Raw genomic sequence first — 22,593 nt, forward strand, 5'->3', positions numbered from 1 at the left:
ACTGCTCGGGCAGCGGGGGCGGGGTGTCTCGGGAGGGCGGGATGTCGCGGGAGCGACAGGGCGTCTCAGGCGGGGCGGGCGTCTCAGGAGTGGAAGGGGAGCCCCGCGTCGGCGGCGAGCTCCAGGCCTTCGGCGTCGGGCGGGGGCAGCAGGGTGGCCGAGCCGTCGGTGACCGGGACGACGCCGAGCTCCAGGAGTTCGGCCATGGCGGCGCTGCCTGCCATGTCACGTACCTGGAGCTGGTAGCGGGCCGTGGTGCGGTAGGCGCCCCCCGCGTCGTCCCCGGTCCGCTGGAGGAAGCCGGAGTCGGTGAGGAAGGCGACGGCCTTGCCGATGATGCCGGTGGTGGAACCGGCGAGTCTGCGGGCGTCCTTGGTCGCCCCGGTGGAACTGCGGCGGGCGTAGATCCGCCAGGCCGATTCCAGGCCGGGGGCGTCGGTGGCCGGGTCGGTGTTGTCCCCCTGCTCCTCTGCCCGCTCCTCCAGGCGCCGGCATGCCTGGCGCACGAAGGCGTCCACGCCGTTGACCGTGATGCGGCCGATGTAGGAGTCGTCGGCCAGATCCTCCGGCCGGGGGAAGGCCATGGCGGCGACGGCGAGGTGGGCGAGGCCGTGCAGGAAGCGGTCGGCGGAGTCCGTGGAGGCGCGGCGTGCGTAGTCACCCATGCGTACGGCGAAGACGGAGTCCTCGGCCGCGGTCACGGCCATGCCCGCGCGGGTGGACACCTCCAGGACGATGAGGCCGAGGCCGGTGGCGACCGCGTCGGCGAGCCGGGCGAAGGCGGGCTCCTCCCGGTAGCGGCGGAGCAGCTCGGCGTATTCGGCGTCGCGCGCCGGCATCAGCTTGGGCTGGAGTCCGAAGGAGACGAGCCGGGCCGCGTCGGCCGCGTCGGCGGGGGTGACAGCGGCGGGAGCGGCCTGCCGTGCGGCGTCGGCCGCCTGCGGGAAGGGCGGGTCGCCCCACGCGTCGGTGTGCTCGGCGTGCTGCTCGCTCAACTCGGTGACTCCTCGGTGCCTGTGGGGGTGCCGCGTCCGGGAGGACGCGGGGTGGTGCTGCGAACGGGGCCGCCACGCTCGGGCGGACGCCGGGTGACGCTGCCAACAGGGGCGCCGCACCCGGGCGGACGCGGGCCGGCGGTGCGCACGGTCATGAGGCGTCCTTGCGGTCCGCGGCCATGCCCGCGGCGTCCAGGAGTGCCGTGCCCACTATCAGGTCGGCCCCGCCGAACTCGTGGTCCTCCAGCTGTGTGCCGTCGTCGACCGCGAACAACAGCCGCCGCTCGCCCTGGCGGTAGGCCGTGCCCACCGGAGGGCTTGCCGCGTGGACGACGAGGAGGGCGACCAGGTAGGGCAGCTCGGGGTCTCTGAGCCGGGCTTCGGCGAGGAGTCCGGAGAGCCGGCGGGGGGCGTCGTGCTCCAGGTCGAGCAGCTCCATGGCGAATCCGAGCTGCTCCTCGCTGAACCGGCTGTCGTCGGGGGTGGCGATGAGGTCGGGTTCCGGCATCTCGGCGCCCAGGTGCTCACGCTCCACCGGGGGCGTCAGCAGCAGGTCGGTCAGGTCTCCGACGCGGACCGAGGTGGGGATGCGCAGCCCGGTGCCACGGGTGAAGAACGCGTCCGTGACACGGCTCGCCTCCTCCACGGGGAGCGGCAGCAGCGGGGCGAGGAGCTGGCCGTACAGGTCGAGGCCGACCCGGGCGGTGGGGGTGGCGAACGCCTGCCGGTCCTGCTCCGCGCGGAAGAGCGGCCCCGCCTCCAGCAGTCGCGACTGGAGCTGGGTGTGGCGGCGGATGCAGTCCTTGACGATGTCGACGAGCTCGGCGGCCCGGCGCTTGTGCTCGGGCTCCTCGGCCTCGTCCCGGGCCTTGCGGATGTTGGTGAGGATCGCGTTCTCGTGGCGGTAGCGGTCGGCGACGTGGTCCAGCGCCTCGGTGATCATGTCGGGGACGGCGTTCAGCCAGTCGACGGCGCGGACGTTGCGCCGGGTCGCCTCCAGTGTCCTGCGGAGCGTCTCGGCGTACTGCACGGTGCGGTAACGGGCCTGTTCGGCGGCGAGCTGCGCGTCGGCGAGGCGGCCCCGGCTGATGAGGACCTCCAGCTTCACCTCGGCGGCGATCTGGGCGCTGGTGACATCGGTGTCCAGGGCTCCGACCAGGACGTTGACCGCCTCGTCGGTGGCGCGGAGGTAGACGCTGCCGCCGTGGCCGGGGACCTCCTCGATGAGTTTGAAGTCGTAGTCCCTGCGCACGTAGACGCCGTCGGGCCCGAAGGTGCCGTAGACCGCGCGGAATCCTCGGTCCACGCTGCCTACGTTGATCAGGTTCTCCAGGACCCAGCGGGCCACCCGCTCGTGTTCGGTGGCGGGGCGGCGAGGCGCCTGGGCGGCGACCCGGGGAATCAGCCTGGCCACTATCTGGTCGTGGTCGGCGCCCGTGTCGAAGTCCATGTTGAGGGTGACCAGGTCGATCGCGGCGAGCGCGACCTCGGCCATCGCGTAGACCGTGTACTCCCCGGCCAGATTCGCCTTGCGCACGTCGAGGTCGTGCAGCGGGGCGGTGCAGGCGAGCGCGCGGAGCCGACGCGAGAGCCCCTCATCGGCGGCGGGCCCCGGGGCGGGCCTCGGTCCCGCGCTGAGCTGGGGCGCAGCGGCGCTGGTGTCGGCAGGCGAAGTCACGCTGCACAGATTAGGTCCTCACACCGACAACGGTCGAAACGGTGCGGAAGCGACCGCTCACCCGCGCCCGTAGCCGCCCCCTCCCGGGGTACGCAGCACGAGGACGTCCCCGGGGTCCAGCTCGGCGGTGTCGCAGCCGTCGAGCGGTGTGACGGCGGCGCCGTGGGCACGCTCGACGAACTGCTCGCCGAGGGCCCCGGGCCCGCCGCCCTCCATGCCGTACGGCGCCACCCTGCGGTGTCCCGACAGCAGGGCGACCGTGACGGGTTCGAGGAAGCGGATCCTGCGTTCCACGCCCCGGCCGCCGTGCCACCGGCCCGTGCCGCCGCTCCCCTCGCGTACGCCGAAACTCTCGAGCAGGACCGGGTAGCGCCATTCCAGGATCTCGGGGTCGGTGAGCCGGGAGTTGGTCATGTGGGTCTGTACGGCGTCCGCACCGTCGAATCCGTCGCCGGCGCCGGATCCGGAGGCCACGGTCTCGTAGTACTGGACGCGGTCGTTGCCGAAGGTGAGGTTGTTCATGGTGCCCGATCCCTCGGCCTGGACCCCGAGGGCGGCGTACAGGGCCCCGGTGACGGCCTGGGAGGTCTCCACGTTGCCCGCGACGGTCGCCGCGGGGTGGACGGGTGCCAGCATCGATCCCTCGGGGACGCGTACGTCCAGGGGTTTCAGGCAGCCGCTGTTGAGCGGGATGTCCTCGTCGACGAGTGTCCTGAAGACGTAGAGGACGGCGGCCATGACCACGGACTTCGGGGCGTTTAAGTTGCCCGGCTGCTGGGGCGAGGTGCCGGTGAAGTCGAGGACGGCCCGGCGGGCTTCGCGGTCCACGGTGACGGAGACCTCGATGACGGCGCCGTTGTCGGTCTCGTAGCGGCAGGAGCCGTCACGCAGGCCCGCGACGAGGCGGCGTACGGACTCCTCCGCGTTGTCCTGGACGTGGCCCATGTACGCCTCGACGACGTCCTGGCCGAACTGGTGGGTCATGCGGCGCAGTTCCTCGATGCCCTTCTCGTTGGCGGCGATCTGGGCGCGCAGGTCCGCGAGGTTGGTGGCGGGGTCGCGGGAGGGGTACGCGGCAGTGGTGAGGAGCTCCCGGGTCTCCGCCTCGCGAAGGGTTCCGTCGCGTACCAGCAGCCAGTTGTCGAAGAGGACGCCCTCCTCGTGGACGGTGCGGCTGAAGGCGGGCATGGAGCCGGGGGTGATGCCGCCGATCTCCGCGTGGTGGCCGCGTGAGGCCACGAGGAAGCGCAGACGCCGCTCCTTCCCGTCCGCCGGCTCGTCGAAGACGGGCGTCACGACGGTCACGTCGGGCAGATGGGTGCCGCCGTGGTAGGGGTCGTTGACGGCGTAGACGTCGCCGGGGCGCAGGGAGCCCTCGTTGCGCCGCAGGACCTCCTTGATGGACTCCCCCATCGATCCCAGGTGTACGGGGATGTGGGGGGCGTTGGCGACCAGACCGCCTTCCGCGTCGAACAGGGCGCACGAGAAGTCCAGCCGCTCCTTGATGTTGACGGAGTGCGCCGTGTTCTCCAGGCGCACGCCCATCTGTTCGGCGATCGACATGAAGAGGTTGTTGAAGACTTCGAGCATGACCGGGTCCACCCGGGTTCCGACGGCGGTCCTTTCGGGCCGCGGGTCCGTCCGGTGCAGCACGAGATGTCCGGTCCGTCCCGTCGTGGCCTGCCAGCCTGGGGCGACGACGGTGGTGGCGTCGTCCTCGGCGACGAGGGCCGGGCCGGTCACGGTGTCGTCGGGGCGCAGGGCCTCCCGCCGGTACAACCCGGCGTCGCGCCATCCGTCCCCGGTGTGCATCCGAACGCTGCCGGGCGGCCCGAGCGGCCCGAGCGGGCCTTCGCGCCCGTCCTCGCCCGGGGTGTACGGGAGGTGCGGTCCCGCGGCGCCGGTGGCCTCCACCGAGACGGTCTCGACCACCAGGGGTTTGTCCATGGTGAATCCGTAGCGGGCCCGGTGTGCGGCGCCGAACTCCTCGCCCATGGCGTCGGGCGTGCCGGGTGCGACGGGCAGGGCCGCGTCCGTTCCGGCGTAGCGCAGGAGGATCCGGGCCCGGGTGCTGATGGCGCCGTCCGGGACGCCGTCGGCCCGGAGTTCGGCACGGGTGCGCGCTGCGAGGCTGTCGCAGATCTCCCCTGCCCGGGTCCTGGTCTCCTCGCTCAGTTCGGCCTCGACCGACTGCTCGCGCATCGCGGTGGCGTCGGCGAGGCCGATCCCGTAGGCGGAGAGGACACCGGCGAGCGGGGGTACGAGGACCGTGTCGATGCCCAGGGCGTCGGCCACGGCGCAGACGTGCTGACCGCCCGCGCCGCCGAAGCCGGTGAGTGCGTAGCGGGTGATGTCGTGACCTCGCTGGACGGAGATCTTCTTGACCGCGTTCGCCATGTTCAGCACGGCGATCTCCAGGAAGCCCGCGGCCACCTCAGCGGCGCTCCTGGCGCGGCCGGTCGCGTCCGACACCTCCTGCGCCAGTGCGCCGAAACGCTGTTCCACGAGCCGGGCGTCGAGCGGCTGGTCGCCGCCGGGGCCGAAGACGGCCGGGAAGTGTTCCGGACGGATGCGGCCGAGCATCACGTTGGCGTCGGTGACGGTGAGCGGCCCGCCCCGGCGGTAGCAGGCGGGACCGGGGTCGGCTCCTGCCGAGTCGGGTCCCACCCGGTAACGCCTGCCGTCGAAGTGGAGGACGGAACCGCCTCCGGCGGCGACGGTGTGGATGCTCATCATGGGCGCACTCATCCGCACCCCGGCCACCTGGGTGCCGAGTTCGCGCTCGAACTCGCCCGCGTAGTGGGACACGTCGGTGGAGGTGCCGCCCATGTCGAAGCCGATGACCCGGTCGTGTCCGGCCTCCTCGGACGTACGCGCCATGCCGACGACGCCCCCGGCGGGCCCGGAGAGCACGGCGTCCTTTCCCCGGAAGTGCGCGGCCTCGCGCAGTCCGCCGTTGGACTGCATGAACATCAGGCGGATCCCGGCGAGTTCGGCGGCCACCTCGTCGACGTAGCGACGCAGGATCGGCGAGAGGTAGGCGTCGACGACGGTGGTGTCGCCGCGCGGCACGAGCTTGATCAGCGGGCTGACCTCGTGCGAGCAGCTCACCTGGGTGAAGCCCGCCTCCCTGGCCTGTTCCGCGACGGCCTTCTCGTGGTCCGGGTGGCGGTAGCCGTGCATGAGCACGACGGCCGCGCTGCGGAGGCCGTCGTCCGCGGCGGCCCTCAGCCGCTCGGCCACGGTGGCGCGGTCGAGGGGGCGCACGACACCTCCCCGGGCGTCGACGCGCTCCGGGACCTCGACCACCCTGTCGTACACGGCTTCCGGGAGCAGGATACGGCGGTCGAAGAGGCGTGGCCGGTTCTGGTACGCGATCCTCAGGGCGTCCCGGAAGCCTTCGGTGACGACGAGCACGGTCGGCTCGCCCCGCCGCTCCAGGAGGGCGTTGGTGGCGACAGTGGTGCCCATCTTGACGCTCGCCACCCGGTCGGCGGGTACCGGGTCGCGGGGACCGAGCCCGAGCAGGAGCCGGATCCCGGCCGCGGCCGCGTCCTGCCGGCGGCCCGGGTCGTGCGACAGCAGTTTGCGGGAGACCAGGTTCCCGCCGGGGTCGCGTCCCACCACGTCCGTGAAGGTGCCGCCGCGGTCGATCCAGAACTCCCAGCGTCCGGTCATTCCTCCATTCTCGCGTGGGGGAAGAACCCCCGCATGGAGGGCGGGGCAGGGCCACGCGCGGGAAGGATTCGGTGACGATGACGACACGCATGAGGGTGTTGTCACCCCGCCGGGAGCGGCTCCGTCGACGTGGATCCGTCCGCCTGGGGAACGGGAACGTCCCGTGGGTTTTCGCGCCGCGCGCCCCCGGCGCGCGGCATCCGGGCTCCGTCGGTCGGCGGAGCGCCGGCTCAGACGGCAGGTGCGTCGGGCCCGATCCTGCTGCGCACCGCGGTCTGGACCTCGGCCTCCTCGGCCGGGTCGGCGGCGAGCCGCCTCAGTCGTTCGGCGACCCGGATGTCCCCGGTCTCCGCGTGGAGCGCGGCCAGTTCCCGGGTGGTCTCCTCGCAGTCCCACAGGCATTCGACGGCGAAGCCGGTGGCGAAGGACGGGTCGGTCGCGGCCAGCGCGCGGGCGGCTCTGCCCCGCAGGTGCGAGGAGGACGTCTCCCGGTACACATGGCGCAGTACGGGTGCGGCGCAGACGATGCCCAGGCGGCCCGTGCCGTCGACGAGGTTCCAGAGGCGGGGGGCGTCGGGGCCTTCGCCCCTCACGGCCTCGCGCAGCGCGGCGAGGACCAGCGGGGCGTCCTGGCCGGTTCCCCGGCAGGCCAGGACTCCGGCCGCCGAGGCTCCGAGAGCGTCGGGGCGGTGGGCCCATCGCCTGGCCCGTTCGACGGCCGCTTCTCCGCACATGCGCTCGAACGCGGCCACGGCTGCCTCGGCGACCGTGCGGGACGGGCCGACCGCGGCCAGCTCGACGAGGTCGAGCACGGCGGGGTCCCGCGCTTCGGCCAGGTAGTGCAGGGCGGCGCAGCGCGCTCCGTCGGAGCCGCTGCGGGCGGCCTCGACGATCAGGGGCCGGTCCTCCACCCCCGCCACGGCGGAGAGGCAGCGGGCCGCGGGCACATGGAGGACGCTGCCGCGCTCCAGGCCTGCCTGGGCCCAGTCGAAGACCGCCTGGACACTCCAGCCGGGGCGTGGTCCGCCCGGCCGCATCTGCCGCTGCCACCGGTCGAAGGAGCCCTGCTCCGTCGCCGCCCTGATGCGGGCCCCGACCGCTTCGCGCGGGTCGTCGGCCCACAGCCGCCAGGGGCGGGGCTCGAAGGCGTCCCGCACGGCGGCGGCCAGCTCGGCGGTGCCGTCGGCGGTCGCGGGGAAGCGGGCGAGCACCGGTTCGGCGAGGGAGCGCAGCCCGGCGTCGTCGTCGCGCAGGGCGAGCTCGTCGAGCGCCCAGGCCCAGTTGGACCCGGTGGCCGCGTATCGGCGCAGGAGCACGAGGGCGTCGTCGCGCCCGTAGGAGGCGAGGTGCCCGAGTACGGAGAGGGCGAGGCCCGTACGTGAGTCCTCGGTGTCGAGGTGGTCCTCGGGGTCCCACAGGTGCCGCTCGATCTCCTCGGTGCCGCCGTCGAGGTCGAGGTAGAGGCGCGCGTAGTAGAGGGAGCGGTTCTCGACCTGCCAGTCATGCCGGGGGTCGCTCAGGACGCAGTGGTTGAGAGCCGCCAGGGCCTCGGTGCGCGGTGCGGCGAGCGCGTGGAGCGTGCCGTCGCCACGGCCCCTCTGCAGCAGGCCGAGCAGGGTGCCGCTCGGCGCTATGAACGGATCGAACATGGGGAAAGCCTCACATCAAGCTGTCGACGCAACCGGGACTGTGCTGTTCCATGTGCCGGGGTGACATCCCCTAGGCCGCGCAGCAACATGATCGGCCGACCGCCGTCTTCTGCCTGGTGCTCATCTTCCTCTGCCTCTCGTCGGTGGTCCTGAGCGGACCCGCGACGTCATGATGACCCACCCATTTCGCCGACGCGACCACATTTACGGCGCCCCGGGCGGCCAGGGGCCGGGACGGCGTCTCAGCGCGCACCGAAGAGTTCCAGCAGGTCGTCCTTGCCGAACATGCGCGCGGTGTCCACGGCGGACGGTGTTCCGGCGGCCGGATCGGCCCCTGCGGCGAGGAGGGTGTCGATCACCGCGCGCTCGCCCTTGAAGACGGCTCCGGCCAAGGGCGTCTGCCCCCGGTCGTTGGCCCGGTCCGGGTCGGCCCCGCGGTCCGCGAGGGCCGCGACGGCGGGGGCGTGCCCGTGGTAGGCGGCGAGCATCAGCAGGGAGTCACCACGGTCGTTGGTGAGGTTCGCGGGGACACCCGCGTCGACGTAGGCGGCGAGCGCGTCACTCTCGCCCCGGCGGGCCAGGTCGAAGACCTTGGCCGCCAGCTCGACCACCTCGGGATCAGGGGCTTCGCTCATCGGACGGACCGCCTTCCATTGCCTTTGTCTGAGCTGGTGGGGACGTACGACAGGGGCCGTACGAGTGAATCGTCAGGGTACTGCTCCCGGGCAGTCGTCAGTCTGCCCCTGTGCGGCAGAAGATCACCCTGCGCGGCCTGTTTTCCGGGTGGAACGGGGCCGCCGGGGCCCGTGGGCCGGCGCTTTTCACCCACTGGTGGAGTGAAATCGAACGATATTCACTCACTTGCACCTTTTATCGTATAGGTACATGTTGTGATCCTGGAAGTACTCATGGTGACTGTCCCCTCAACCAGGAGAACCGCTCATGATCCTCTCCATCTCCGGCGTGGTACTGCTCGGCATCATCGTCTTCCTGTTCTTCAAGAAGGACGGGCTCAAGGCGTCCCACGCCCTCATCTGCGCTCTGTTCGGCTTCTACCTCGCCGGCACAGCCATCGCCCCCAGCATCACGGCCGGCGGGGCGAGCCTCGCCAGCATGCTGGGCGGGATCAAGTTCTGACGCTCCGAAACCGCTCCCACATCTCCAGGAGACCGACGTGGCCCGGCGACCACTCCCCCGCATTCTGAGCAGCGGCAGCGCTTCGATCACCCGCGGTCGCGAGATCGCGCGCACGGCCGCCGACAACGCCACCGACGTCCTCCATCCGCTGATCACGGTCACCCGGGGTCTGCGGTTGCTGGCGGGAGCAGGGCGGCAGAAGTGGGCCGCGACCCCCAGGGAACGGCGCGGACACGTGCTCTTCCTCGTCGCGGCCTGCGTACTGACGGTGGCGCTCATCCCCTACGGGCCCCTGCTGGCCCTCATTTCGGTGATGGGCGCTGCCGCGTGGCGGGGCCGCGAGCGCACTCCCGCGCGGACGGGCCCCGACGAGGCGGAGACCGCACGGCTCCAGGCTCTCTACGAAGCCCTCGTGCCGCACTTCTCCGCGCCCGAGGACCCCGGTCCGCTGTTCTCCCACGGCGGCGACTGGGAGAAGGCCTTCGGCACGTCCTACGCCTTCGACGGCGACGGCCGCATCACCCGCCTCCAGGTGAACTATCCGGCCTACTTCACCGACGGCGACCCCGAGTCCCGCGCCCGGGTCGAGCAGGTGCTCCACGCCAAGTCGGGCCGCGGCCGCGAATACCACTTCGCCTGGGACGAGGAGAGCAACCACCTCCTCATGACCGTGCTCGCCGCGCTCCCCACCTCCATCGCCGCCCAGCGCTTCGTCACCGCACCCGGTGAGACCGTGCTGGGCTTCACCGACGCCGACGCGGTCCAGCGCACGGTGCCGGTCCAGGACGGCGACACCACACGGGACGCCTCGCCGGTGATCTGGCGGACCGGAGCCCGGTCCACCGAACCCCATCTGCTGGTCGCCGGGCACCCCGGGAGCGGCACCACGACCCTGATGCGCTCCCTCGCCCTGCAGGCGCTGCGGGACGGTGACGTGCTCGTCGTCGACGGCGGCGGCACCGGTGAGTACGGATTCCTGGCCGGCAGGGACGGTGTGCTGGCCGTGGAGTGCGGTCTGGCCGGGGCTCTCGCGACGCTCGAGTGGGCGGCGCACGAGACCGAGCGGCGGCTCATCGCGGCCAACCGGGCACGGCAGGCCGGGCACCCCGAGCCCGAGGACACCAAGCGCCCCCTCTGGATCCTGCTGGACCGCCCGAGCGTGCTGGGGCACCTGGCGGCGGCCGACGGCAGGCAGGACCCGCAGGAGCTGCTCCAGGTGCCACTGCGGCACGGCCGGGCCGCCGGCGTGACGGTCGTCGTCGCCGACCAGTTCGACAGCCTGGACTCCCTCACCGAGGCGGTACGGACACACACCAGGGCCCGCGCCGTGCTCGGCCCGGCGACCCGCGAGGAGGTGGCGGCGGTCCTGGGGGCACAGCCGCACACGACCCCCACAGCGGACGTGCCACCAGGACGCGGCTACACCCGCCTGGGCACCGGACCGGTCCTGCGGCTCCAGGTGCCGGCCACCCCGGACCCGTACGACGACGCGACGAGCGAGGCGCACCGGCAGGCCGTGCTCGACCTGCTGCCGGGCGCGGCGCCCGCGCCGCAGCCGGCCGAGCCCACAGCCGCGGTCGAGGCCGCGCCCGTCCACACGGACAAGCTCGTCGCGACCCCGGCCGTCGCGGAGGGCTGAGAACCCGCCCATCCGCGGCAGCCGCGCGCGCGGACGCCCCGTGCGCCTCAGGCCACGAAGGTCCGGGGCGCCTCGGCGCTGGAACTCGCCCCGGAGCCGACCAGTTCGGCTGCCGCGGCGAGCCGCAGTGCCGCCTCGTCCGCAACCGGCCCTCCCACCGTGAAGGGAAGGCGCACATAGCCCTCGAACGCCCCGTCGACCCCGAACCGGGGCCCCGAGGGGACGCGTACGCCGACCCGCTCACCGGCCACCGCGAGCCGGGAGCCGGAGAGCCCGCCGGTGCGCACCCAGAGCGTGAGGCCGCCGCGCGGCACCTCGAACTCCCAGGCGGGCAGCTCACGGCGCAGCGCCCGTACCAGGTCGTCCCTGTTCTCCCGCGCCTGGTCGCGCCGCACCGCCACGGCCTGTTCCCAGCCGCCCGTCCGCATCAGCCAGTTGATGGCCAGCTGCTCCAGCACGGGGGTCCCCATGTCGGCGTACGCGCGTGCCGAGACCAGGCTGCGGATGACGTCGGGCGCGGCCCGCACCCAGCCGATCCTCATGCCGGCCCAGAAGGCCTTGCTCGCGGATCCGACGGTCAGGACGGTGCTGCCCGCGGGGTCGAACCCGCAGACCCTGCGCGGCATGTCCACGTCGGCGTCCAGATGCAGCTCGTTCATGGTCTCGTCGACCACCAGGACCGTCCCCGCGGAGCGGGCGGCCTCGACCAGGGCGCGGCGCTGCTGCTCGTCGGCCAGGGCGCCGGTCGGGTTGTGGAAGTCCGCGACGACGTAGGCGAGCCTCGGTGCCGCGTCCCGGAGCACCTGCCGCCAGCGGTTCATGTCCCAGCCGCCCAGTCCCTCCTCCATCGCCACGGGCACCAGGCGCGCGCCCGCCTCCCGCATGAGCTGGAGGATGTTGGCGTAGCTCGGGGACTCCACGGCGATGCGTTCACCGCGGCCCGCGAAGAGGTGGCAGATCGCGTCGATGGCTCCCATCGCGCCGGTGGTCACCATGATCTGCTCGGGCATGGTGGGGATGCCGCGCTCGGTGTAGCGGTCCGCGATCATCCGGCGCAGGGCGGGCAGCCCCGCGGGATAGTCGCCGTGGGTGTGTGCGTACGGCGGCAGCTCCTCCAGCGCGCCCTGGACGGCACGGGTCAGCCACGGCTCGGGGGCGGGCAGCGAGGCGCAGCCGAGGTCGATCATCGAGCCGAGGGACTCCGGGGGCAGGGGTTCCAGGCCGCGGGCGGGGAGCGGATTGCCGGCCGGGACCGCGGTCCAGCTGCCGGCTCCGCGGCGCGACTCCAGGAAGCCCTCCGCCCGCAGGGCCTCGTAGGCTGCGGCGACGGTGGTGCGGCTGAGCGAGAGGGCCAGCGCGAGTTCCCGCTCGGCGGGCAGCCGCGCGGCGACCGGGACCCGGCCCTCCAGGACGAGCAGGCGCACCCCGTCGGCCAGGGCGCGGTAGGCGGGGGGCTTGCGGGTGCCGGGTGCCAGGGGGCGGGCCCGCTGGGCCTGGAGCTGGCGTGCGAGCTGCGCCGCGCCGACCGTCGAAGTCCACTGCGCCATACAGATCAGTCCACCTTCCTCGGATTGGCCATAGTTGGCAGCCAATCCCCTGCCACAGAGTGACACGCAACAGTCCACCACCACCACACAGGGGGCACCACGTGTCCGATTCCACGGTCCGGAGCAGCCCTCGGCTCGCCCGGCGGCTGATCCATCTGTACGCCGGCCTGGCGCTGTACGGAGCGAGCTCGGCGCTCCTGGTCCGCGCCGGCCTCGGGCTCGAACCGTGGGGGGTCCTGCACCAGGGGCTCGCCGAGCGCACCGGCATCTCCATCGGGGTCGTCTCGATCGCCGTCGGAGCGGTCGTCCTCCTGCTGTGGATCCCGATCAGGCAGCGGCCGGGGCTGGGCACCGTCTCCAACGTCTTCGCCGTAGGTCTGGCGATGGACGGCACGCTCGCCCTGGTGCCGGACGCACACGGGCTCTGGACGCGGATCACGGTGATGGCCGCGGGGATCGCGCTGAACGGTGTCGCCACCGGTCTGTACATCTCGGCGCGCTTCGGGCCCGGACCGCGTGACGGCCTCATGACGGGGCTGAACCGGATCACCGGCCGCTCCATCCGGCTCGTGCGTACGGCGATCGAGGTGGCCGTCGTGGTGACCGGTTTCCTGCTCGGCGGTTCCCTGGGCGTGGGCACGGTCCTCTACGCACTGGCGATCGGCCCGCTCGCGCAGTTCTTCCTGCGCTTCTTCGCCCTCCCCGCGCCGGACGCCGGCACCCGGGCCGTCGCCGGGCGGTCACCACGAGGGGCGATACTTCCGCGGTGACCGCAGTGACTTCTGGGCGCCATCCCTATCTGGACCACCCTTCGACGATCCCGTTCGCCCATCGCGGCGGTGCGGCGGACGGTCTGGAGAACACGGCAGCCGCGTTCCGGCGGGCAGCCGGCGCCGGCTACCGCTACTTCGAGACCGACGTGCACGCCACGGCTGACGGCCGCCTGGTCGCCTTCCACGACTCCACCCTGGACCGGGTGACGGATTCCCGGGGCCGGATAGCCGCGCTCCCCTGGAGCGAGGTGAGCAGGGCGAGGGTGGCGGGCAGCGAACCGCTGCCGCTCTTCGAGGAGTTGCTGGAGGATTTCCCGGACGCCCGCTGGAACGTGGACATCAAGGCGGAGTCCGCCCTCGTCCCGCTGATCGACCTGATCCGCAGGGCCGGCGCCTGGGACCGTGTGTGCGTGGGGTCGTTCTCGGAAGCGCGCGTGGCCAGGGCACACCGCCTCGCGGGCGCCCGGCTGGCCACCTCCTACGGGGTGCGCGGAGTGCTCGGCCTGCGGCTGCGCTCGTACGGCATCCCGGCGGCGCTCCGGGCGGGCGCGGTCTGCGCGCAGGTTCCCGAGGCCCAGAACGGCATCCGCGTCGTCGATCGCGCCTTCGTCCGCACGGCCCATGCACGGGGCCTGCAGGTCCACGTCTGGACCGTCAACGAACCCGAGCGGATGGCGGCCCTCCTCGACCTCGGCGTGGATGGCATCATGACCGATCACATCGAGACGCTGCGCACGGTGCTGAGCGAGCGGGGGGCATGGGCCTGACGCCAGGGCCCGCCGCGTCCGCACGGAACGAGCGAGGGGGCGCGGCGTGAGCACCGACACCGCAGGAACGGCGGATCCGGCCGGGCATCCGGACGGGGCCGAGGGACGCAGGCGCGAACAACGCGGCTGGTACTTCTACGACTTCGCCTGCTCCGTGTATTCGACCAGCGTCCTCACGGTCTTCCTGGGCCCCTATCTGACGTCGATCGCGAAGGCCGCCGCGGACGCGGACGGATTCGTCCACCCACTGGGCATACCCGTGCGGGCGGGTTCCCTCTTCGCGTACGCCGTGTCGGTGTCCATCGTCGTGGCGGTGATCGTCATGCCGGTCGCCGGCGCGGCGGCGGACCGCACCGGGCGCAAGAAGCCGCTGCTGGCGGCAGCGGCGTACACGGGCGCGACGGCGACGGCCTGCATGTTCTTCCTGGAGGGCCACCGTTATCTGCTGGGGGCCTTCCTGCTGATCGTGGCGAACGCGTCGATCTCCGTGTCGATGGCCCTGTACAACGCGTACCTCCCGCAGATCGCGACCCCGCAGGAGCGTGACGCGGTCTCCTCGAAGGGCTGGGCCTTCGGGTACACCTCGGGCGCGCTCGTCCTCGTGCTGAATCTGGTCCTCTTCACGGGCCACGACTCCTTCGGGCTCTCCGAGTCCGACGCGATCCGGATCTGCCTCGCCTCGGCAGGCGTGTGGTGGGGGGCCTTCGCCCTGGTGCCGCTGAGGCGGCTGCGCGACCGGCGGGTGACTCCCGGCGGCGAGGGCGCGGTCGGCTCCGGCTGGCGCCAGTTGCGGGCGACCCTGCGCGACATGCGCCGCCATCCGCTGACCCTGTCGTTCCTGCTCGCCTATCTGGTCTACAACGACGGCGTCCAGACGGTGATCTCGCAGGCCTCCCTGTACGGCTCCGAGGAACTCGGACTCGACCAGACGACCCTGATCACCGCCGTCCTGCTGGTGCAGGTGCTCGCCGTCGCCGGTGCCCTCGGGATGGGACGGCTCGCCCGGCTGTACGGCGCGAAGCGCACGATCCTGGTTTCGCTGGCCGTGTGGACGCTGATCCTCGCGGCGGCCTACGTGCTGCCCGCCGGTGCTCCGGTCTTCTTCTACACGCTCGCGGCGGCGATCGGGCTGGTGCTGGGCGGCAGCCAGGCACTTTCCCGTTCGCTCTTCTCGCACCTGGTGCCGCGCGGGAAGGAGGCCGAGTACTTCTCGGCCTACGAGATGAGCGACCGGGGACTCAGCTGGCTCGGCCCTCTGGTCTTCGGCCTCTGCTACCAGCTGACCGGCAGCTACCGGGACGCTCTCCTGTCCCTGGTGGCCTTCTTCGCGCTGGGCGCCGTACTGCTGGCGAGGGTCCCCGTACGGGCCGCGGTGGCCGCCGCGGGCAACGCCGTCCCTGAACGGATTTAGACGTTGAAGTGAAAGGCCGGTAGTGTACGCCTTTGGCCTGCCCGGAGGACCGTTACTGCGAGTGGAAGACGTCAAACCGTTGGGTGACAACTTCAACCAGAGGTGACAAACCGGGCAGCGGAGGGTACTCAACCCAGACAAAGCAGCGGCACGACGGGCGACGCATGACCGGCAACGGGAATCTTTGCCGCCGACCGGACGTTGACCGGATGACGACGACAGCGACATTTGTCCTGTGGGCGACAAGCCCGGGAGGCACGATTCATGAGTGAGCGAGCTCTCCGCGGCACGCGACTCGTGGTTACCAGCTACGAGACGGACCGCGGCATCGATCTGGCCCCGCGCCAGGCGGTGGAGTACGCATGCCCGAACGGACATCGATTTGAGATGCCGTTCTCGGTAGAGGCGGAAATTCCGCCGGAGTGGGAGTGCAAGGCGTGCGGCGCCACGGCACTCCTGGTGGACGGGGATGGCCCCGAGGAGAAGAAGGGCAAGCCGGCGCGCACGCACTGGGACATGCTCATGGAGCGGCGCACCCGCGAGGAGCTGGAGGAGGTGCTGGCCGAGAGGCTGGCGGTTCTGCGCTCCGGAGCCATGAACATCGCCGTGCACCCGCGGGACAGCAGGAAGTCTGCCTGACCGCATCTCCGCACTGATCGAGCCGCGGGCCGTGACACAGATCCTGTGTCACGGCCCGCGGCTCTTCGTGCGTCCGTGCCTCGTGCTCGGGAGTCCGTGCCGCGGTCGCTGTGCCGCGCAGGCCGCGCCCCGGGCTCCGGAGCCGCGTCAGCCGGTCAGCGGCGGGCGCGGACGGTCCACGCCCGGCCCCTCCTCGGAGCGTGCGGGTGAGCCGTCCTCGCGGATGACCTCGCCCTGGACGACCTTGCCGTCGGGGCGGTGGATACGGGCCTGCTGGAAGGCGTCCGAGAAACCGCCTGGCGCCGCCGCGCGCATGCGCCGCTCCAGCGAGCGCTCGGCGTAGCGGCTGAGGACGGAGCGGACGGGAGGCAGCAGGAGCAGGAGCCCCGCCGCGTCGGAGATCATGCCGGGGATCATCAGGAGCAGGCCGCCGAGCATCAGGAACCCGTTGCCCTTGCCTTCTGTGGGCGCCACGGCGGGGCCGGTGGAAGCGCCGGGCTGCCCCGGCATCTGCTGGAGGGTCTCGGTGAGCGTGCGGAAGGCCCGGCGGCCCGCCCGCTTGATCACCGCGGCACCGAGCACGGCGCCGGCCACAAGGATCAGCAGCACGGTGAAACCGTTCGCCGCGCCGGCCACCAGCGTCAGCAGCCAGATCTCCAGCACCAGCCAGGCGGCGACGCCCAGCGGCAGGAGGGTGCGGGCGCGTGAGCGCCGTGGACGGTTGGGAGGCGGTGTGCCGGTCGTCATGCCCCCAGTGTGCCTGTACGCGCGTGCGAGCGGCGTAAGGGGGTGATCATGGCCCTCAGGAGCTCTTGCGGCCCAGCACCTTGTTGGCCCGGCCGGAGATGCCCCAGCCGGTGACCCGCCACAGTGCCTCGACGAGGATGTCCCGGCTCATCTTGGAGTCGCCGATCTCGCGCTCCATGAAGGTGATCGGCACCTCGACGACGTGGTAACCGGCCTCGACCGCGCGCCGGGCGAGGTCGACCTGGAAGCAGTAGCCCTGGGAGGCGACCTCGTCGAGGCCCAGACCCTCCAGCGTGGGCGTACGGAAGGCGCGGTAGCCGCCGGTCACGTCGCGGACGGAGAGGCCGAGCAGCATCCGGGAGTAGAGGCTGCCGCCGCGCGAGATCATCTCGCGGTGCCTGGGCCAGTTGACGACCCGGCCGCCGGGCACCCAGCGGGAGCCGAGGACCAGGTCGGCCCCCTTCAGGGCGGTGAGGAGCCTGGGCAGTTCCTCGGGCTGGTGCGAGCCGTCGGCGTCCATCTCGACCAGGACGCCGTAGCCGTGCTCGGAGCCCCAGCGGAAGCCGGCCAGGTAGGCGGCGCCGAGCCCTTCCTTGCCCTTGCGGTGCAGGACGTGCACCTGGCCGTCGCCGGCCGCGAGCTCGTCGGCGACCTTGCCGGTGCCGTCGGGGCTGTTGTCGTCGGCGATGAGGATGTCGGCTTCCGGAACGGCGGCGCGCACCCGGGCGACGATCAGCTTGACGTTCTCGGCCTCGTTGTAGGTCGGGATGATCACCAAGACTCTGCCGAGCGGGCCGAACTGCCTCTGACCGCCGTCGTTCACTACTGCCCCTTAAAGTCCGTACGCAGGTGCACACCATATCCAGCGCACCACGGCAGGACTCCGACGCGGTCACGGGGTGGCGCGGCACGCGTGGACAGAAGCGTGGAACTACGGACAGAAGGACAGCACTGCGGGTCGGGGCCCGGTGTCCTTCGGGCCGACCCTGGGACCCGCCGGCTGCGGGTCGGCCGAAGGCCGTTGTCTACTGAACCTCCGGGCCCCACCCGGGTCACACCTACCGCCCAGCCGAAACCTTCCGTCGCCCCCGAGGCGCGAGCGCTGAACCTGGCTGCCAGTTGTGGTGCACCGGTGCGGCACACCACCCCGTGACCCAGCGGCGTTCGACGACTGCGTGGAGGTCTGACCGGTCGGACGTCCAGTGGTGGACCCGGCCGAACCTACCGGCCCGTGGGCGCTTTCTGTCAACAGTCGCCCGACCTGCGGTTTCATCGGAAAGTGCCTGGTCAGCGGGGAGGACTCCCAGGTCGCGGCAGAGTCTCCGCGCCTACGATCGGCGGTAAGGAAGATCGCGACGTCACTCGTTCGGCCTCACGTGGACGGTTCGCCCGCGGACCACCGTGCGCAGGCAGACCGGAAGCTCCGCGCCCGGGGTGAGATCCGGCAGGCCGGGGGTGCCGGAGCGAGGGTCGGTGGACCAGCGCGCCACCCTGTCGTCGGGCGCCTGCACCAGCAGTTCGCCGGTACGCCAGACGGCGTAGTCGGCGGGGGCGCCCGGCACGAGCACACCTGCGTCGTCACGGCCCACGGCACGCCAGCCGCCCCGGGTGTGGGCGGTGAAACCGGCGCGTACGGAGATGCGGTGCTCCGGGGTGCGGTGATGGGCCGCGGCCCGCACGGTCCCCCACGGGTCCAGCGCCGTGACGGGGCTGTCCGAGCCGAACGCGAGCGGCACACCGGCGCGCAGCAGGGCGGCGTAGGGGTTGAGGGTCGCCGCGCGCTCCGCACCGAGGCGCTGTGCGTACATGCCGTCGGGGCCGCCCCAGGCCGCGTCGAAGGCGGGCTGGACGGAGGCGGTGAGGCCGAGTTCCGCGAAGGCCGCGACGGTCTCCGGGGTAAGCATCTCGGCGTGCTCGACCCGGTGCCTGGCGGCCCGGACCCGGGCGAGTCCGAGCGTCTCGGACGCGGCCCTGACGCCGGCGACGACGGCGGAGACCGCCGCGTCGCCGATGGCGTGGAAACCCGCCTGCAGCCCGGCTTCGGTGCACGCCGTCACGTGCGCGGCGATGCGGCCGGCGTCGAGCCGCGCACTGCCGGTGTGCGGGGCGTCGGCGTACGGCTCGTGCAGGAGGGCGGTGTGCGAGCCCAGCGAGCCGTCGACGAAGAGGTCGCCGGCCGCGCCGATGGCGCCGAGCTCGCGGACCCGCTGGGCGCCCTTCTCGTCCTCGATGTGCTCCGCCCAGTAGCCGAAGACCCGGGGGCCCGGCTCCTGGGCGGCGAGTTCGAGCAGGCCGGTGAAGTCGTCCTCGTCCGAGATCTCGGGGCCCGCGCACTCGTGCACGGTGCCGATGCCGAGCGAGGCGGCCCGGGCGAGGGCGGCGCGCTGGGCATCGGTCCGCTGCCGCGGTGTGACGGCACGGTGGGCGGCCGCGCGGACGGCGTGGTGGGCGTCGCCGGTCAGCGGGGCGTCCGGGTGGTAGCCGTCCATCGCGGTGACGCCGGGGACGAGGTCCAGCAGTGCCGAGGTGACGACGGCGGAGTGGACGTCGACACGGGGCAGGTAGACCGCGCGGCCGCCTGCCGCCTCGTCGAGTTCGGCGCGCGAGGGGGGCCGCTGCCCGGGCCAGCGGGCGGCGTCCCATCCGTGGCCCAGGATCACGCCGAGCGCCGGGTGGCCGTCCGCGAAGGCGCGGACGAGCCCGAGGGCCTCGGTGAGCGTGCGCGCGCCGGAGAGGTCCAGGCCGGTGAGGGCGAGCCCGGTCGACGTGGTGTGGACGTGGGAGTCGGTGAAGGCCGGGGTGACCAGAGCCCCCTCCAGGTCGATCACCTCGTCGACTCCGCTCGCGAAGGCGTCGGCCGCCCCCTCCGAACCCACCCATGCGACATGGCCGCGTTCGACGACCATCGCGGTGGCGAACGGATCGGCGGGGCTGTGGACGTCTCCACCGCGCAGCAGCACGGTGCGGTGTTCGCTCTGGGGGGCGGTGCTCTCGGTCATGGGACCAGTCTCCCGCCTGCCCGGGGCCCCTTCGCCCGCGCCCCCTCCCCCGCCGGTTCGCGGCGCACGGCGGGGCCTCTCAGACGCGGGGCGGACGTGCCTCGTACGGCGTGGACAGGACGACGGTCGTACGCGTGGAGACCCCTGCCAGCGTGCGGATCCGGGTCAGCAGGTGTTCCAGCTCCAGAGGGCTGGAGACCCGCACCTTCAGGATGTAGTTCTCGTCGCCCGCGACACTGTGGCAGGCCTCCAGCTCGGGCACCCCGGCGAGCCGTTCGGCGATGTCGTCGGGTGCGCTCGGATCGAAGGGTTTCACCGAGATGAACGCGGTGAGGGGCAGGCCGACGGCTTCGGGGTCGACGACCGCGGCGTAGCCACGGATCACCCCGCGCTGCTCCAGCCGGCGGACGCGCTGATGAACGGCCGACGTGGACAGGCCCGTGGCCTTGCCCAGGTCGGTGTAGCTCATCCGCCCGTCCTTGACGAGCAACTCCACGATTTGACGGTCCAGCTCCTCCATGCGGATCAACCTATGGCCCCGGGTCCCTCCAGGCACAGTCGTGGGCCCTCCGGAAAGGGCACGTTCGAGGGACGTGTGACGAATGCCACATGTTTACGGGTGGGTAGCCGACGACCTCGCGATTACGGCTGACCCCGGGCGGGAAGTGCTTGCTGTGGCCGGGGCCGTGGCGGCTTGCCGGCCCACCCGAGGGGGGAAATCCCATGCAGAGCCTGAAGCTCACCGGACGTACCGAACCGGAGCCCGACGCATTCGCGGCACCGGACGAGGACAGTGTTCCCGACGCGTACGACACATTCGAGATGTACCGGGTGATCTGCCCGGACTGCACCCAGCCGATCGCCCTGCTGGCGGACGAGGACGTGCTTCCCGAGCACGCGCTCTGCCCGACGCCGTGGAATCCGTTCGTGCTCACCGTGTGCCCCGGCACAGCCCGTGACGCCTCCCTCGCACGCCCGGCGGACGAGACGCTCGAGGCCCAGGAGCAGGAAACGGCGCTGCTGTTGACGCTGCCCCAGGGGCTCGACTGGCGGACGCAGCCCTTCTCGCACGCCGGCGGTCCCGGCTCGCGCCCCCGGCGGTACATGCCGCAGACCCGGCGCCAGGCCGCCTGAGGTCCCACGGACCGCACACCACCTCTGCGCGCACCACGACGGCCGGTCCGGCGTGGTGCCGACAGTTCACCGGACGGCCGGTGACCGGGCACCCGAGGAACGGGCGCGCGAATCGGCCGGACAGTGACCCCGGGCCCCGTACGGGCGTTGGTTCTGTATGACCACCCCGCATCCGACGGTCGGCCACGTCAGGCGCCGCCTCGCCGCCCCGACAGCCGGAGAATCGGTTCCGCAGCCCGGACAGCCGAGCCGGGAGTCCGCACGCCAGGCCGTGCCGCACACCACCGATCCGCCTATCTACCGCGCCATGCTGCGCCATTGGGAGAGCACCGGCCGGACCATGCCGGGTCACCACGATCAGGAATGGAACCGGATCATGACGACGCCCGTCCGGTCCGACCGGCCGATCCGGGTCAGCGCGTCTCGGGACCCGCGAGGTGACGGGCGATGACCATGCGCTGGATCTGATTGGTGCCCTCGACGATCTGGAGCACCTTGGCCTCGCGCATCAGCCGTTCGACGGGGAAGTCGAGGGTGTAGCCGTAGCCCCCGAGCACCTGCACCGCGTCGGTGGTCACCCGCATGGCCGCATCGGTGCAGAACAGCTTCGCCATCGCGGCCTGCCGCGAGAACGGCAGGCCGGCGTCACGGAGCCTCGCCGCTTCCAGGTAGAGCGCCCGGCCCGCCTCGATCCGGGTGGCCATGTCGGCGAGCATGAAGCGCAGCCCCTGGAAGTCGGCGACGGGGCGGCCGAACTGGCGTCGCCCCGTGGCGTATCCGACCGCCTCGTCCAGGGCCGCCTGGGCGACACCGACGGCGCAGGCGGCGATTCCCAGCCGGCCCGAGTCGAGCGCGGACAGGGCGATGGCGAAGCCCTGCCCCTCCTCGCCGATGCGCCTGTCGCCGGGGATCCTCACACCGTCGAAGTGGAGCTGGGCCGTGGGCGAGCCCTTCATGCCCATCTTCTTCTCTGGCGCGGCGGCGTTGAGCCCGTCGGCGCCGCCGGGGACGAGGAACGCGGTGATGCCGCGAGGACCCTCTTCCCCTGTGCGGGCCAGCACGGTGTAGAAGTCGGCGACGCCGCCGTGCGTGATCCACGCCTTGGTGCCCGTGAGCACCCAGTCCTCGCCGTCCCGTACGGCCTTGGTGCGCAGCGAGGCGGCATCGGAGCCGGAGGCGGGCTCCGAGAGGCAGTAGGCGCCGAGCAGCCCGCCGGAGAGCATCGCGGGGAGGTGCGCGGCCCGTTGCTCCTCGGTGCCGTAGCCCGCGAGCGCGTGACAGGCCAGCGAGTGGACGCTGACGCCGAGCCCGACGGTGAGCCGGGCGGCCGCGAGCTCCTCCAGGACCTGGAGGTAGACCTCGTACGGCTGGTCACCGCCTCCGTGCGCGGAGTCGTACGGCAGGCCGAGCAGGCCCGCTTCGGAGAGCAGGGTGAAGACCGCGCGGGGAAAGACGCCCGCTTCCTCCTCCTCCGCCGCCCGGGGAGCGATCTCCTTCGACACGATGTCGCGTACGAGCTCGACGAGCTCGACGAGCTGCCGGGACTCCTCGGTGGGCAGACGGCGTTCCACCGGCTGCGGGGCACGGTCGGACATGACGGCGCTCTCCTCCCTGTCGGGCGTTGCGGCGGTCACGCGCGGGGTGTGCGCGGCACCGCCGGGTCGTCCCGGGCACTGCCCGGAAAAATCTACGGTTCCTCAGCCGATCCTGCCTTCCCGGATCACGGGAGGCGCTGGCCAGCGGCTGTGGCGCGTCGCAGTATGCCCGATCGGAGCGCGTCCGTCACCGGGTCCTCATGCC

General features: G+C 72.4%; 18 protein-coding genes. 7 read left to right on the plus strand and 11 right to left on the minus strand.

Annotated elements, in window-relative coordinates:
* Positions 1 to 83: 83 nt before the first annotated feature.
* The 5 genes from ABZY45_RS33975 to ABZY45_RS33995 all read right to left on the minus strand — a co-directional run bounded on the left by ABZY45_RS33975 (position 84) and on the right by ABZY45_RS33995 (position 8,635).
* A complete protein-coding gene (locus tag ABZY45_RS33975; protein WP_356746115.1) occupies positions 84 to 995 on the minus strand; it encodes a hypothetical protein in 912 nt (303 codons plus the stop codon).
* 151 nt (positions 996 to 1,146) lie between these two features.
* On the minus strand, positions 1,147 to 2,673 hold the full coding sequence (locus ABZY45_RS33980) for a hypothetical protein (RefSeq protein WP_356746116.1): 1,527 nt from the start codon (positions 2,671 to 2,673) through the stop codon (positions 1,147 to 1,149).
* A 57-nt stretch (positions 2,674 to 2,730) separates the two neighbouring features.
* Entirely contained in the window at positions 2,731 to 6,351 is a 3,621-nt protein-coding gene (locus ABZY45_RS33985; RefSeq protein WP_356746117.1) for a hydantoinase B/oxoprolinase family protein, read from the minus strand.
* A gap of 230 nt (positions 6,352 to 6,581) precedes the next feature.
* The gene (locus ABZY45_RS33990) at positions 6,582 to 8,000 is read right to left on the minus strand and encodes a HEAT repeat domain-containing protein (protein ID WP_356746118.1); all 1,419 of its coding nucleotides are present in this window, start codon (positions 7,998 to 8,000) and stop codon (positions 6,582 to 6,584) included.
* A gap of 242 nt (positions 8,001 to 8,242) precedes the next feature.
* Complete coding sequence (locus ABZY45_RS33995) at positions 8,243 to 8,635, minus strand: ankyrin repeat domain-containing protein (RefSeq protein ID WP_356746119.1); 393 nt, start codon at positions 8,633 to 8,635, stop codon at positions 8,243 to 8,245.
* A 307-nt stretch (positions 8,636 to 8,942) separates the two neighbouring features.
* On the opposite strand from ABZY45_RS33995, the gene ABZY45_RS34000 reads away from it, so the two are divergent.
* Together ABZY45_RS34000 and ABZY45_RS34005 are read left to right on the plus strand one after the other, a co-directional pair.
* Positions 8,943 to 9,137, plus strand: a complete 195-nt coding sequence (locus ABZY45_RS34000) for a hypothetical protein (RefSeq protein ID WP_014044751.1) — start codon at positions 8,943 to 8,945, stop codon at positions 9,135 to 9,137.
* A gap of 37 nt (positions 9,138 to 9,174) precedes the next feature.
* Entirely contained in the window at positions 9,175 to 10,776 is a 1,602-nt protein-coding gene (locus tag ABZY45_RS34005) for a hypothetical protein (RefSeq protein ID WP_356746120.1), read from the plus strand.
* Positions 10,777 to 10,823: 47 nt separating this feature from the next.
* On the opposite strand, the gene ABZY45_RS34010 is transcribed toward ABZY45_RS34005, so the two are convergent.
* Entirely contained in the window at positions 10,824 to 12,323 is a 1,500-nt protein-coding gene (locus ABZY45_RS34010; protein ID WP_356746121.1) for a PLP-dependent aminotransferase family protein, read from the minus strand.
* Between the two features lie 101 nt (positions 12,324 to 12,424).
* Here ABZY45_RS34010 and ABZY45_RS34015 point away from each other — a divergent pair, with 101 nt between their 5' ends.
* From ABZY45_RS34015 to ABZY45_RS34030, 4 genes are all read left to right on the plus strand, one after another.
* Positions 12,425 to 13,093, plus strand: coding sequence for a hypothetical protein (locus tag ABZY45_RS34015; RefSeq protein ID WP_356746122.1), 669 nt, complete (start codon positions 12,425 to 12,427; stop codon positions 13,091 to 13,093).
* A gap of 5 nt (positions 13,094 to 13,098) precedes the next feature.
* On the plus strand, positions 13,099 to 13,863 hold the full coding sequence (locus ABZY45_RS34020) for a glycerophosphodiester phosphodiesterase (protein ID WP_356746140.1): 765 nt from the start codon (positions 13,099 to 13,101) through the stop codon (positions 13,861 to 13,863).
* Positions 13,864 to 13,909: 46 nt separating this feature from the next.
* On the plus strand, positions 13,910 to 15,274 hold the full coding sequence (locus ABZY45_RS34025; protein WP_356746123.1) for an MFS transporter: 1,365 nt from the start codon (positions 13,910 to 13,912) through the stop codon (positions 15,272 to 15,274).
* Between the two features lie 264 nt (positions 15,275 to 15,538).
* A complete protein-coding gene (locus ABZY45_RS34030) occupies positions 15,539 to 15,913 on the plus strand; it encodes an RNA polymerase-binding protein RbpA (RefSeq protein WP_014044757.1) in 375 nt (124 codons plus the stop codon).
* A 147-nt stretch (positions 15,914 to 16,060) separates the two neighbouring features.
* Here the strand turns inward: ABZY45_RS34030 and fxsA are convergent, their stop codons facing one another.
* From fxsA to ABZY45_RS34050, 4 genes are all read right to left on the minus strand, one after another.
* Positions 16,061 to 16,660, minus strand: a complete 600-nt coding sequence (gene fxsA / locus ABZY45_RS34035; RefSeq protein ID WP_356746124.1) for an FxsA family membrane protein — start codon at positions 16,658 to 16,660, stop codon at positions 16,061 to 16,063.
* Between the two features lie 55 nt (positions 16,661 to 16,715).
* Positions 16,716 to 17,483, minus strand: coding sequence for a polyprenol monophosphomannose synthase (locus ABZY45_RS34040; protein ID WP_356746125.1), 768 nt, complete (start codon positions 17,481 to 17,483; stop codon positions 16,716 to 16,718).
* A 535-nt stretch (positions 17,484 to 18,018) separates the two neighbouring features.
* Positions 18,019 to 19,659 carry an amidohydrolase gene (locus ABZY45_RS34045; RefSeq protein ID WP_356746126.1) on the minus strand — a complete coding sequence of 547 codons (1,641 nt, stop codon included), beginning with the start codon at positions 19,657 to 19,659 and terminating at the stop codon, positions 18,019 to 18,021.
* A gap of 79 nt (positions 19,660 to 19,738) precedes the next feature.
* Complete coding sequence (locus tag ABZY45_RS34050) at positions 19,739 to 20,179, minus strand: Lrp/AsnC family transcriptional regulator (protein ID WP_014157449.1); 441 nt, start codon at positions 20,177 to 20,179, stop codon at positions 19,739 to 19,741.
* Positions 20,180 to 20,382: 203 nt separating this feature from the next.
* On the opposite strand from ABZY45_RS34050, the gene ABZY45_RS34055 reads away from it, so the two are divergent.
* Positions 20,383 to 20,793, plus strand: coding sequence for a hypothetical protein (locus tag ABZY45_RS34055; protein ID WP_356746127.1), 411 nt, complete (start codon positions 20,383 to 20,385; stop codon positions 20,791 to 20,793).
* Positions 20,794 to 21,206: 413 nt separating this feature from the next.
* On the opposite strand, the gene ABZY45_RS34060 is transcribed toward ABZY45_RS34055, so the two are convergent.
* Positions 21,207 to 22,388 (minus strand): acyl-CoA dehydrogenase family protein, encoded by a 1,182-nt coding sequence (locus tag ABZY45_RS34060; protein WP_356746128.1) that lies wholly within the window; start codon positions 22,386 to 22,388, stop codon positions 21,207 to 21,209.
* Between the last annotated feature and the right edge of the window lie 205 nt (positions 22,389 to 22,593).

Origin of the sequence: Streptomyces sp. NPDC006516 (assembly GCF_040611875.1) — a bacterium.
Classification (GTDB): Bacteria; Actinomycetota; Actinomycetes; order Streptomycetales; family Streptomycetaceae; genus Streptomyces.